Annotated in this window: 12 protein-coding genes; 7 read left to right on the top strand and 5 right to left on the bottom strand. The window is 71.2% G+C overall.

Annotation, left to right across the window (positions count from 1 at the left end; genetic code table 11):
• Positions 1-8 precede the first annotated feature (8 nt).
• Complete coding sequence (locus ACIQ7Q_RS33990) at positions 9-743, top strand: helical backbone metal receptor (protein WP_403871018.1); 735 nt, start codon at positions 9-11, stop codon at positions 741-743.
• On the opposite strand, the gene ACIQ7Q_RS33995 is transcribed toward ACIQ7Q_RS33990, so the two are convergent.
• On the bottom strand, positions 694-1,851 hold the full coding sequence (locus ACIQ7Q_RS33995; protein ID WP_403871055.1) for a TDT family transporter: 1,158 nt from the start codon (positions 1,849-1,851) through the stop codon (positions 694-696). The genes ACIQ7Q_RS33990 and ACIQ7Q_RS33995 overlap by 50 nt on opposite strands.
• 70 nt (positions 1,852-1,921) lie before the next feature.
• On the opposite strand from ACIQ7Q_RS33995, the gene ACIQ7Q_RS34000 reads away from it, so the two are divergent.
• Positions 1,922-2,842 (top strand): LysR family transcriptional regulator, encoded by a 921-nt coding sequence (locus ACIQ7Q_RS34000; RefSeq protein WP_403871021.1) that lies wholly within the window; start codon positions 1,922-1,924, stop codon positions 2,840-2,842.
• Between the two features lie 332 nt (positions 2,843-3,174).
• Here ACIQ7Q_RS34000 and ACIQ7Q_RS34005 read toward each other — a convergent pair whose 3' ends face one another.
• The 3 genes from ACIQ7Q_RS34005 to ACIQ7Q_RS34015 all read right to left on the bottom strand — a co-directional run bounded on the left by ACIQ7Q_RS34005 (position 3,175) and on the right by ACIQ7Q_RS34015 (position 6,397).
• Positions 3,175-3,855: a gamma-glutamyl-gamma-aminobutyrate hydrolase family protein gene (locus tag ACIQ7Q_RS34005; protein ID WP_403871057.1), complete on the bottom strand. Its 681-nt coding sequence runs from the start codon at positions 3,853-3,855 to the stop codon at positions 3,175-3,177.
• Positions 3,856-3,890: 35 nt separating this feature from the next.
• A complete protein-coding gene (gene eat, locus ACIQ7Q_RS34010; RefSeq protein WP_403871024.1) occupies positions 3,891-5,360 on the bottom strand; it encodes an ethanolamine permease in 1,470 nt (489 codons plus the stop codon).
• Between the two features lie 257 nt (positions 5,361-5,617).
• Positions 5,618-6,397, bottom strand: a complete 780-nt coding sequence (locus ACIQ7Q_RS34015) for a FadR/GntR family transcriptional regulator (protein ID WP_403871027.1) — start codon at positions 6,395-6,397, stop codon at positions 5,618-5,620.
• A 43-nt stretch (positions 6,398-6,440) separates the two neighbouring features.
• Between ACIQ7Q_RS34015 and ACIQ7Q_RS34020 the strand changes: the two genes are divergently transcribed.
• The 5 genes from ACIQ7Q_RS34020 (at position 6,441) to ACIQ7Q_RS34040 (ending at position 11,724) form a co-directional block, all read left to right on the top strand.
• Positions 6,441-7,805 carry a glutamine synthetase family protein gene (locus ACIQ7Q_RS34020; RefSeq protein WP_403871030.1) on the top strand — a complete coding sequence of 455 codons (1,365 nt, stop codon included), beginning with the start codon at positions 6,441-6,443 and terminating at the stop codon, positions 7,803-7,805.
• Entirely contained in the window at positions 7,772-9,178 is a 1,407-nt protein-coding gene (locus tag ACIQ7Q_RS34025) for an aldehyde dehydrogenase family protein (RefSeq protein WP_403871060.1), read from the top strand. The genes ACIQ7Q_RS34020 and ACIQ7Q_RS34025 overlap by 34 nt, the downstream gene beginning before the upstream one ends.
• Before the next feature lie 6 nt (positions 9,179-9,184).
• Positions 9,185-9,967: a 3-oxoacyl-ACP reductase gene (locus ACIQ7Q_RS34030; RefSeq protein WP_403871033.1), complete on the top strand. Its 783-nt coding sequence runs from the start codon at positions 9,185-9,187 to the stop codon at positions 9,965-9,967.
• A 31-nt stretch (positions 9,968-9,998) separates the two neighbouring features.
• Positions 9,999-10,988, top strand: a complete 990-nt coding sequence (locus ACIQ7Q_RS34035; RefSeq protein WP_403871036.1) for a DUF2510 domain-containing protein — start codon at positions 9,999-10,001, stop codon at positions 10,986-10,988.
• Positions 10,989-11,187: 199 nt separating this feature from the next.
• Positions 11,188-11,724: a GNAT family N-acetyltransferase gene (locus ACIQ7Q_RS34040; protein ID WP_403871039.1), complete on the top strand. Its 537-nt coding sequence runs from the start codon at positions 11,188-11,190 to the stop codon at positions 11,722-11,724.
• 22 nt (positions 11,725-11,746) lie between these two features.
• Here ACIQ7Q_RS34040 and ACIQ7Q_RS34045 read toward each other — a convergent pair whose 3' ends face one another.
• Positions 11,747-11,884 carry a hypothetical protein gene (locus tag ACIQ7Q_RS34045; RefSeq protein WP_403871042.1) on the bottom strand — a complete coding sequence of 46 codons (138 nt, stop codon included), beginning with the start codon at positions 11,882-11,884 and terminating at the stop codon, positions 11,747-11,749.
• Between the last annotated feature and the right edge of the window lie 149 nt (positions 11,885-12,033).

The raw sequence follows: 12,033 nt of genomic DNA on the forward strand, positions 1-12,033 counted from the left end.
GGCGGCCGGTGCGCGTCGTCTCCCTGGTGCCTTCGCTGACCGAAGCCGTCGCCGTCACCGCCCCCGGGCTGCTGGTCGGCGTCACCGACTGGTGCACCCACCCGCCCGGCCTTACGGCCGCACGCATCGGCGGCACCAAGAATCCCGACATCACCGCCGTGCTGCGGCTGCGCCCCGATCTCGTGATCGCCAACGAGGAGGAGAACCGCGAGCCCGATCTCGCCGCGCTGCGCCAGGCGGGCGTCGACGTGCTGGTCACCGAGGTACGGAGCCTCGACCAGGCGTTCCGCGAGCTGGAGCGGGTGCTGGTGACCGGTTGCTCCCTCGCCCGCCCGCGCTGGCTGGACCGGGCGGAAGAGGCATGGGCAGCCGTCGAGCCGCTGCCGCAGATCAAGGCCGTCGTCCCGGTATGGCGGCGACCGTGGATGGTGCTCGGTCGCGACACCTTCGCCGGGGACCTGCTCGCCCGGCTCGGCGTCGTCAACGTGTACGCCGGGCACGCCGAGCGCTACCCGCGCATCCCCGTGGAGGAACTGCGGGCGAGCGGTGCCCAGGCCGTCGTACTGCCCGACGAGCCGTACCGCTTCACCCCGGACGACGGGCCGGAGGCCTTCCCCGGCCTTCCCGCGGCTCTCGTCGACGGGCGGGACCTGACCTGGTACGGCCCGTCCCTCGTCGAGGCGCCGCAGGCGCTCAGCGCGGCGCTGCGAGCAGCTCTCGGCGCAGCAGGCCGCGCAGGGTGAGAGCCCCCGCGACCGCCCAGGCTGCGACGAGGAAGGTGTAGAGGGCGACGGCCAGCCAGTCGTACGCCACCAGACCGGTGTGGCGCGCCAGCGACTCGGCCCCGGTCACGCAGGTGCCGACCGGGAAGGTGAAGGCCCACCAGCCCATCGTGAACGGCATGCCGTGCCGCGCCGCCCGCAGCACCATCGCGGCGGCCAGTGCCAGCCACAGCAGCGCGAAGCCCATCACGGGCACACCGTAGACGACGGCGAGCGCACCGAGGCCGGTCACATAGGGGGCGCCGATCGCACCGGGCGCCGCGTCCGCCAGCTTGTTCACCGCGGTGGTCGACTGGCCGAGCGGGCCGAGCACGAGGAACAGGGCCGGGGTGAGCGCGAGGGGCAGCGGGCCGTGGTGGGCGAGGCGGGCGAAGACCACGGGCAGGATCAGCAGCGTGGCCAGCAGGCTCAGAGCGAACATCGCGTAGCTCGCGAGCAGCAGCGACTCCCGCCACTGGCCCGGCGGCAGATACGGCACCAGAAGCGGACCGAACGCGGCGGAGACCATCGGAGCGACGACGGGCAGCAGCCACACCGGCGACGCGCTGCCGGGCCTGATCCGGTGGCGGACGACCATGAGGTAGGGCACGACGACGGCGGCCACCAGCCCGACGGCCGTGCCGGCCCCGTACAGGACGAACGCACCCGCCAGGGCGGGGCCTTCACCGATGACGGTCCTGCCGGCGGTGAGGGTGGCCACGCCGACAGCGAGCAGCGCCATCGACAGGCAGCCGTAGAACGGGGCCATGGCCGGATCGAGGAGATGCGCCCGTGCCTGGTGCCTGTGGTGGACCCAGTGGGCGGTCCGCGCCGCCAGCACGAGCGCCAGGAGCACCGTGGACAGCGCCCACACTCCGGTGCAGGCCGCCCGCAACCCCGGGGCCTCCCCGGGCAGCGCGACACCGGCGCTCGCGACCGCCGCCGTCCCCATCACAGGGGCGTACCAGTTCGGGCCGAGATGCCGGACGGACGGAAGCCGGGGCAGCGCGACGGCGGTGACGTGGGCCGGCTCCGGGGAGAAGAGGGCCGGCTCCGGGGAGCCGTGACGAGGCTGGACGGCGGTGACCATGGCCTCACGTTCGCCCAGGGCCGACGCCCCCACCAGGGACCTTCCCTCTATCACCTCATAAGCTGGTCTTATGAGCGATGAGCAACGCGTGCCGCTGGCCCACCGGGTCCCCGAACTGGGCGCGCTGGAACTGCTGCTCGCCGTGGCTCGCCACGGAAGCCTGGGGCGCGCCGCCCGGGAGATCGGCATCACCCAGCCCGCCGCCAGCAGCCGTATCCGCTCCATGGAACGCCAACTGGGCGTCGCCCTCGTCGACCGTTCCCCTCGTGGCTCCGAGCTGACGGAAGCGGGGTCGCTGGTCACCGACTGGGCGCGGCGCATCGTGGAAGCCGCAGAGGCGTTCGACGCCGGCGCCCAGGCGCTGCGGGGGCGGCGTGACTCGCGGCTGCGGGTGGCGGCGAGCATGACGATCGCCGAGTACCTCCTGCCGGGCTGGCTCATCGCCCTGCGGGCGGAACGCCCCGACACCGCGGTCTCCCTGATCGCCGGCAACTCGTCGGCCGTCGCCCAGCGGCTGCTGTCGGGCGAGGCCGACCTGGGGTTCGTCGAGGGCCTCTCCGTACCGGAGGGCCTCGACGGCGCGGTCATCGGACACGACCGGCTGTTCGTCGTCGCCGCGCCCAGCCACGCCTGGGCACGGCGACGACGGTCGCCCGTGACGCCGGAGGAACTGGCGGGTACACCGCTCGTCCTGCGCGAGCGCGGCTCCGGCACGCGACAGGTGCTCGACTCGGCGCTCTCCCGGTACGGAGGGCTCTCCGCTCCCTTGATGGAGCTCGCCTCCACAACGGCGGTGAAGGCGGCGGCGGTCAGCGGAGCGGGCCCCGCCGTCCTGAGCGAACTCGCGGTCACGGAGGAACTGTCGTCGCGGCGCCTGATGCGGGTGCCGGTGGCGGGGGTGGCGCTGGAACGCGACCTGCGGGCGGTCTGGCCACACGCCCAGCGCCCGACGGGCCCGGCACGGGACCTGCTGGGCCTGACGCGGGGGTAGCCGGTCCGGCCCCGCGAACGTCCGCCGCCAGGCCGGCGACCATGCCCGGCCGGTGTGTGGGGTGTGGGTTTGGGGGCGGCGCCCGGACGAGGCTGCCCGGTTCGGGCCGGCGGGTGTCAGAGGCGTGGCGTCCGGGGTGGGGTTCTCCCTGGGGCACTGCGTGGAGCCGGGGGCTAGGTCGGCTGTTCCGGCCTCGCCGGCGTGTGGGGTGTGGTTCGGGGGCGGCGCCCCCGATGAGGCTGCCCGGTTCGGGCCGGCGGGTGTCAGAGGCGTCGAGCCCCGAGGCAGCGAGCTCCGCCGGGTCCGTCCGCCGCCCGCATCGAAGAGCCGGACTACCCGTCGGCCGCCCGGACCAGCGCCGACATCAGGCGTGTGTCCGACCCCATCTCCGGGTGCCACTGCACCCCCAGCACCCACCCCTCCGCGCCCGGCCGCTCGATCGCCTCCACCGTCCCGTCCTCCGCGTACGCGCTCGGTGTGAGGCCCTCGCCCAGGCGGTCCACGGACTGGTGGTGGTAGGTCGGGACGGGGGAGGCCTCCGGCACGATCGACCCGTAGAGCGTGCCGGGGACGGGCTTCACCGGGTGCTCGCCGAAGACCCCGACGCCGGCGACATGCCCGTCGAGGTGCTGCACCAGCGTCCCGCCCAGGGCGACGTTCAACAGCTGCATGCCGCGGCAGATGCCGAGCAGTGGTGTCCCCGATGCCAGCGCGGCCCGGATCAGGGCCAGCTCCCAGGCGTCACGTTCCGGTGCCGGCGGCCCGGTGCGCGGCGAGCGGGGTTCCCCGTACCGAGCCGGGTCGACGTCCGGGCCGCCCGCCACGACGACGCCGTCGAGGCGGGCCACCACCGCTTCGGCCAGCGACGGCTCGTCCGGGGGAAGCATCGCGGCGAGCCCGCCCGCCGCCTGGACGAGGCGGGGATAGCCGGCGGGCAGCAGGGCGGCGGGCAGCTCCCACACGCCCCACCGGGCGGATGTCTCCCAGTAGGTGCTCACCCCGATGAGCGGCATCGACACGACAACGCCTCCGTTCGGTTCCGTTCCGATCAGTTTCGTTCCAGTTCGGCCTCGGCCGCCGCGAGCGCCGCGAACTCTTCCTCCGGCGCCCGTGCCACCAGATGGTGTCGGCTGTAGAGCGCGAAGTAGGCGAGCGCCACGGCGTACACGCCGAGCGCCATGAACGCCGCGTCCTTGTCCACGAGGAACGTCGCCACCAGCGCCGACAGGGCGAGCACGAAGGCGACCGACGACGTGGCAACCCCGCCGGGCGTGCGGTAGGGGCGCGGGAGTTCCGGCTCGCGGCGGCGCAGCACGATGTGGGAGAGCGCCATCAGCGCGTAGCTGATGGTCGCGCCGAAGACGGCGATGTTCAGCATGCGCGCGCCGTTGCCCGAGCCGGCCGCCAGCGCGAAGCCGAGCGCGCCGGGGATCAGCAGCCCCAGGTAGGGGGACTTGCGGCGGCTGGTCAGCGACAGGAAACGTGGCAGATAGCCGGCGCGGGAGAGCGCGAAGAGCTGCCGGGAGCCCGCGTAGATGAGTGAGAAGAAGGAGGCGACGAGTCCGGCGAGGCCGGCGTAGTTCACGAAGCGGCTGAGCGGGGTGGGTTCTCCGTCGCCCTGGAGGGCGACCACCAGCGGGTTGCCGGCTTCCTGGATGGCGGCCGACCCGCGGGCGCCGCTCGCCGCGAAGAACGTCAGCAGAGCCAGCAGGGCCAGGATGCCCATGGAGATCGCCAGTGCCTTCGGCATGGACCGCACGGGGTCCTTGGCCTCCTCCGCCGCCAGCGGTACGCCCTCGACGCCGAGGAAGAACCACATGCCGAACGGGAACGCCGCCCAGATGCCCAGCAGACCGAACGGCAGCCATGAACTCGCGCCGAACGCCTCGGTGTCGACAGGGATGTCGTTGAGGCCGCCGGCTTGGAAGTCGGTCAACGCGCCCACCGCGAAGATGAGGAGCGCCGCGACCGCGATCGCCGTCACCACCAGGCTGAACCGCAGTGCCTCGCCGACACCCCACAGGTGGATGCCGATGAAGATCGCGAAGCAGGCCAGGTAGACCGGCCAGCCCGACTCCAGGCCGAAGAGGCCCAGGGACTCGACGTAGTCGCCGATGAAGATGGCGATCGCGGCGGGCGCGAGGATGTACTCGATGAGGATCGCGGTGCCGGTGAGGAAACCGCCCCACGTACCGAGCGCGCGGCGGGCGAATCCGTAGCCGCCGCCGGCGGTGGGCAGGATCGCCGAGAGTTCGGCGAGGGCGAAGACCAGGCAGGCGTACATCGCGCCCATCAGCAGCGCGGCGATCGCGAGGCCGCCGAACCCGCCCTTGGCGAGTCCGATGTTCCAGCCGGAGAAGTCTCCGGACACGACGTACGCGACGCCGAGGCCGGTCAGCAGCAGCCACCCGGCGCTGCCCCTGCGCAGCGTGCGCCGGTGCAGATAGGCGTCGTCCTCCGGCGGGACGGACGTGGGCTCGACCGGCGTGTGGGTGCGTGGGGTGGTGCCTTCGGCCATGAGTCGCTCCTGGCAGTCAAAGGTTCGGCGTTCCAGGTCCTTCAGGTTCACAGGCCCTTCAGGTTCAAAGGTTTGCGCGAACACCTTTGCGTCAGCCGTGGCGCGGGCGCAAGCCCTGTGCGTAAAGCCCGGGTTACGGATCGGTCGCGTATCCGCGCACAGGAACCCCCGCGGCAGCCTCAGGGGCAGAACCCCCGCGGCAGCCTCAGGGGCAAGAACCTCGCGGCAGCCTGAGGACAGGAACCACCGTCACGGCCTCAGGGCAGGAACCCCCGCAGCAGCGCCGCCGTCCCCTCGCAGTGCTCCCGCATCACCTCGCGCGCCGCGTCCGGGTCGCCGTCCAGTACCGCCTCCACGAGCGCTGTGTGCTGGTGCTGGGAGTGCTCCAGGTTCCGCACCAGCAGCGGGATGCAGTCCAGCAGCTCGTTCAGCCTGGCCCGCACCGCCGCGTACTGTGCGGTGAGCGAGGGGGAGCCGGACAGTTCGGCCAGGGTCAGGTGCAGCAGCGTGTCCTGCCTGCGGTACTCGGTCAGCGGCGCGTCGTGCGTCGCCGCCAGTGCCGTACGCAGCCGCCGCGCCTCCTCTTCGGTCAGGCCGTGCGCCGCGCACAGCCCCGCCGCCCCCACCTCCAGCACCTCGCGGAAGCGCAGGGTGTCCTCCACGTCCACGTCCGCGACCCGCCGGCGCAGTTCCTCCTCGCCGTGGCCGTCGGGGCGGTGCCGCACGAACGTTCCGCCGTAGCGGCCGCGCCGGCTCTCGACCAGGCCCTGGTCGGTGAGGACCTTGAGCACCTCGCGGAGGGTGACCCGGCTGATGCCCATGCGCTCGGCCAGCTCCCGCTCCGCGGGCAGCCGTTCGCCGCCGGGGACCAGACCGAGCCGCAGCAGCTGGAGGATCTGCTCGAGTGCCTCCTCGAAGCCGTTGCCCGCGCGTACGGGCCGCAGCACCGGCGTCAGCCGGTCCGTCGCGTCGCCCGCCGTCCCACCTGTCTTCGCCACCTCGCGGTTTCCCCTTCCCAAGCAATGGTCTTCACCCATACCTTATGACTCCCGGCTGATCCGAGAGAAAGGCCCTGACCCCGTGGCAGACCGCACACCCCCGCTCACCCTCGAGGAACTTCGCGTCCTCGTCGCGAGCGGCGAGATCGACACCGTCGTCCTGGCCTTCCCCGATATGCAGGGACGCCTCCAGGGCAAGCGGTTCGCCGCCCCCTTCTTCCTCGAAGAGGTCGCCGAGCACGGCACCGAGGGCTGCAACTACCTGCTCGCCGTCGACACCGAGATGAACACGGTCGACGGATACGAGATGTCCTCCTGGGAGCGCGGCTACGGCGACTTCGCCATGCGCCCCGATCTCACCACGCTGCGCCGAGTCCCCTGGAACGAGGGCACCGCGCTGCTCGTCGCCGACCTCGCGTGGAACGACGGCTCGCCCGTCGCCGCAGCCCCTCGTCAGATCCTCCGCCGCCAGCTGGAGCGCCTCGCCGAGCACGGCTACACGGCGCACGTCGGCACGGAGCTCGAGTTCATCGTCTTCAAGGACACCTACGAGCAGGCCTGGGACAGCGGCTACCGCGGCCTCACCCCCGCCAACCAGTACAACATCGACTACTCGGTCCTCGGCACCGGCCGCATCGAGCCCCTGCTGCGCCGCATCCGCAACGAGATGGCCGCGGCAGGCATGACCGTCGAGTCCGCGAAGGGCGAGTGCAACCCCGGCCAGCACGAGATCGCCTTCAAGTACGACGAGGCGCTGGTCACCTGCGACCAGCACTCCGTCTACAAGACCGGTGCGAAGGAGATCGCGTCCCAGGAAGGCGTCTCGCTCACCTTCATGGCCAAGTACAACGAGCGGGAGGGCAATTCCTGCCACATCCACCTCTCCCTCCAGGACGCCGACGGCCGCAACGTGATGGCCGGTGACGGCCCCGGCGGGATGTCGCCCGTCATGCGCCACTTCCTGGCCGGCCAGCTCGTCGCGCTGCGCGACTTCTCCCTGCTGTACGCGCCGAACATCAACTCCTACAAGCGTTTCCAACCGGGTTCCTTCGCGCCGACCGCCGTGGCATGGGGCTACGACAACCGCACGTGCTCCCTTCGTGTCGTCGGCCACGGCCGCTCGATGCGCTTCGAGAACCGCCTCCCCGGCGGCGACGTCAATCCGTACCTCGCCGTCGCGGGATTGGTGGCCGCCGGCCTGTACGGCATCGAGCAGCGCCTCGAACTGCCGGACGCCTGCACGGGGAACGCCTACTCCGCCGAGTACGAGCACGTCCCCACCACCCTGCGCGAGGCCGCGGAGCTCTGGGAGAACAGCCCTGTCGCCAAGGCCGCCTTCGGCGACGAGGTCGTCGCCCACTACCGAAACATGGCGCGTGTCGAACTCGAAGCCTTCGACGCCGCGGTGACCGACTGGGAGCTCCGCCGCTCCTTCGAACGCATGTGAGGCCCTCCTTGACCGTCCCGCACCACGTACTGAACCCCGCCACCGAAGAGGTCGTACGGACCGTCCCCGCGACAACGGCCGCCGAGGTCGACGCCGCCGTCACCCGCGCCGCCAAGGCCCAGCGCGGGTGGGCGTCAGCCGCCCCCGCCGACCGGGCCAGGCTGCTGCGCCGCTTCGCCGCCGTCGTCGACGACCACGTCGAGGAACTGGCCCGGCTGGAGGTCCTCGAGGCAGGACACACCATCGGCAACGCCCGATGGGAAGCCGGCAACGTCCGCGACCTGCTCGACTACGCCGCCGGGGGAGTGGAACGTCTCAACGGCCGCCAGATTCCTGTCCCGGGCGGACTCGACATCACCATCCTCGAACCGCTCGGCGTCGTCGGCGTGATCGCGCCCTGGAACTTCCCCATGCCGATCGCCGCCTGGGGCACCGCCCCGGCCCTGGCCGCCGGCAACGCCGTCCTCCTCAAGCCCGCGGAGACCACACCACTCACCGCCCTGCGCCTGGCCGAACTCGCTCTGGAGGCAGGGCTTCCGGAGCATCTCTTCCAGGTACTCCCCGGCGCCGGCGCGGTGGCGGGCGACGCCCTGGTCCAGCACCCCGGCGTGGCGAAGATCGTCTTCACCGGATCCACCCGGGTCGGCAAGAGCATCATGGCCAAGTGCGCCGACCGCGTGAAGCGGGTGACCCTCGAACTCGGCGGCAAGAGCCCGAACATCGTCTTCGCCGATTCCGACCTCGACGCCGCCGTGGCAGCCACCCCCATGTCGTTCCTCGACAACAGCGGCCAGGACTGCTGTGCGCGGACCCGGATCCTGGTGCAGGCGTCGGTGTACGACCGCTTCCTCGATCTGCTCGCCCCCGCCATCGAGTCGATCGTCGTCGGCGACCCCGGTGACGAGAAGACGCAGATGGGGCCGCTGATCTCCCGTGCCCAGCTGGAACGGGTGCGCGGCTACGTCCCCGACGACGCCAAGGCGATCCGGGGCACGGCCCCCGACGGGCCCGGTTTCTGGTTTCCGCCGACCGTCCTCACCGACATCGACCCCGACGCGCCCGCCGCATGCGAAGAGGTGTTCGGACCTGTCGCCGCTGTCCTCCCCTTCGAGGACGAGGAGGACGCCGTCCGGCTCGCCAACGCCACCGAGTACGGCCTGTCCGGCTCGATCTGGACCCGTGACGTCGGCCGCGCCCTGCGCGTCTCCGGCGCCGTCAGGGCGGGCAACCTGTCCGTCAACTCCCACTCCAGCGTCCGCTACTGGACTCCGTTCGGCGGTTACAAGCAGTCCGGCCTGGGACGCGAGCTGGGACCCGACGCACTGACCGCTTTCACCGAGACCAAGAACGTCTTCATCAGCACGGAGGCCTGAACCACCATGACCGAGACCCCTGTGTGCCGCCGTCTGGCCGGCCGTACCGCAGTCATCACCGGCGCCGGCAGCGGCATCGGCCTCGCCGCCGCGCGCCGCCTCGCCGCGGAGGGCGCGAACGTCGTCTGCGGCGACATCGACGAGACCGCGGGCAAGGCCGCGGCCGACGAGGTCGGCGGCACGTTCGTACGCGTCGATGTCACCGACCCCGAGCAGGTCGAGGCGCTGTTCAAGGCCGCGTACGACACCTACGGCAGCGTCGACGTCGCCTTCAACAACGCCGGTATCTCGCCCCCCGACGACGACTCGATCCTCACCACCGGCCTCGACGCATGGAAGCGGGTCCAAGAGGTCAACCTCACCTCTGTCTATCTGTGCTGCAAGGCAGCCATTCCCTACATGCAGCGCCAGGGACGCGGCTCCATCATCAACACCGCCTCCTTCGTGGCGATCATGGGCGCCGCCACCTCCCAGATCTCGTACACCGCCTCCAAGGGCGGGGTGCTCGCCATGTCGCGCGAACTCGGCGTGCAGTTCGCGCGCGAGGGCATCCGGGTCAACGCCCTGTGCCCCGGCCCCGTCAACACCCCGCTGCTGCAGGAACTGTTCGCCAAGGACCCCGAGCGGGCCGCGCGGCGACTGGTGCACATCCCCGCCGGGCGCTTCGCGGAGGCGGACGAGATCGCCGCCGCCGTGGCCTTCCTCGCCAGCGACGACTCGTCGTTCGTCAACGCGACGGACTTCCTGGTCGACGGCGGCATCTCGGGTGCGTACGTCACCCCTCTGTAGCCCGGGCCCGCCCCGCCCATAAGGTTGCCGGATGAGCATGACGACCCCGCCCGGCTGGTATCCGGACCCCAACGCGCCTCAGAGCGAACGCTGGTGGGACGGTACGGCCTGGACCGCGCACTCCCGCGCGGCCCAGGCCGCGGCCGGTGCGCAGGGGCAGCCGCCGTACGCGGTGGGACAGGCGTACGGCGCCGGTCTCCAGCAGCCGGTCGCCCCGCTGCCGCAGACCTTCCCGACCCCGCCGGCAACCGGCGGCAACCGGCGCCTGTTGGCGCTGGCCACGGCGGGCGTGGTGCTCGTCGCGGCCATCGCCGCCGGCGCCGTGCTCCTCGGCAGGGACGACGAGGGCGCCACGCCCGAGGCGGCGCCGAGCAGCAGCGGGCAACCGGCCTCTGCGACCACCGACCCGAGTGCCGGCACCAGTCCCTCGCCCACCGCCGCGGAGGACGCGACCGACCTGGAGGACCAGCTCAACGGCATCACCATCCCCATCCCCGACGGCTGGGTCCGGGCGAACACCTCCCTCGAGCCGGGCGCGACGATGTACACGGACGACACCTACGACTGTCCCGCCGGCGGCTCGTCCCGCTGCCGGCAGGCCCGTGTGTCGTCCATCTCGGCCAACGTCCAGTCGGCGGACACCTCGCCCGAGGCGCTGGCCAAGAAGGACATCGAACAAGCCGCGGACGACGTCTACGGCGAGGACACGCTCGGCAACCGCCCCCACGGCGGCATCGAGTCCCACAAGGTCCTCAAGTCGGAGAACTTCGCCGTCGCGGGCAAGGCCGGCTATCTGGTGCGCTGGCGCGTCACGACAGGAGAGGGCCCGGGGGGATACGTGCAGACGATCGCCTTCCCCTCGCCGGTCGGAACCGGCTCCCTGATGGTCGTCCGCTTCGCCTTCGACGCGGCCCCGTCGTCGGCGCCCGGCCTCGACGTGATGGACAAGATCGCGGCGAGCATCCGCCCCATCGGCGACGCCACGGGTGGCGGCGTCGGCAGCAGCATCGGCCCCGGCTGACGGTCGCCACGGCTGCCCAGGACCCCGGTCCTGGGAAAGCGGTCGGCAGAGCGAGGCGACCGAAGGGTGCAGCCCGGCGTTCTTGCCCGATCTGACGGTCAGCCGCTCGGCGATCTCCGCGACGCCCATGCCCCCGTCCCTCAAGTAGGTGTTTTTGAACCCGTGGCCCTGTCTGACTTCCAGATGACAAGATCAACCCATGAGTCAGCACTCGGTGTCCTTGGACAAGATCGCGTTTGATGACTGGCAGGCCATTCACTCGTGGGCCTGTCTCCCAGAGGCTTGTCGTTTCCAGCTTTGGGGACCAAACACTGAGGACCAGACACGCGATTTCGTGAAGGCCGCAGTCGAGGCTTGGTCGAGCACACCCCAGCAAAGGTTCGCCCATGTAGCGCGCTTCGGGGACGACGTTGTCGGTGTGGGCGAGCTGCATGTCCGCAGTCACACGCAGCGCCAAGGCGAGATCTCCTACATTGTGCATCCTCGGGTATGGGGGCAAGGCATTGGCACAGGAATCGGGCGCCGGCTTCTCTCACGCGGCTTCGGTCAGTTGGGGCTTCATCGAATCATCGCCACCTGTGACCCGCGGAATCTCGGCTCCGCCCGAGTGCTGGCCAAGCTCGGTATGACGTACGAGGGGCGCCTTCGACACACGGCATGGATACGGGACGGCTGGCGGGACTCCCTGACGTTCAGCATTCTCGAAGAGGAATGGCGTGCTGAAGACTCGGAGTGATACCGACGCAGAGAAGGTCGGTTCACGAAGTGGAGCCGCGCTTCTTGGTCCAGTTGTCGGTGCGGGGGCTCTTGCGGGTGAGGCGTCGGGTCATCGTGGTGATGAGTGCCCAGTTCAGGTGGGCTTCGGTGTGCTGGGTCCGGTCGGCCACGTCGGCCATGAGAGATCATCCAGCCGTACCCACCTCACGGCCAGGGATCAAAAACACCTACTCAGAGGTCGTTTTCGCCTGGACTGCCCGTGTATCCAGCGATTTTCAGACCGCCGGGTTGTGGTGCTCGTGCTGCTGGAGATGCGCGTTGATTCTTG

The organism is Streptomyces sp. NPDC096176 (assembly GCF_044763255.1).
Taxonomy (GTDB): Bacteria; Actinomycetota; Actinomycetes; order Streptomycetales; family Streptomycetaceae; genus Streptomyces.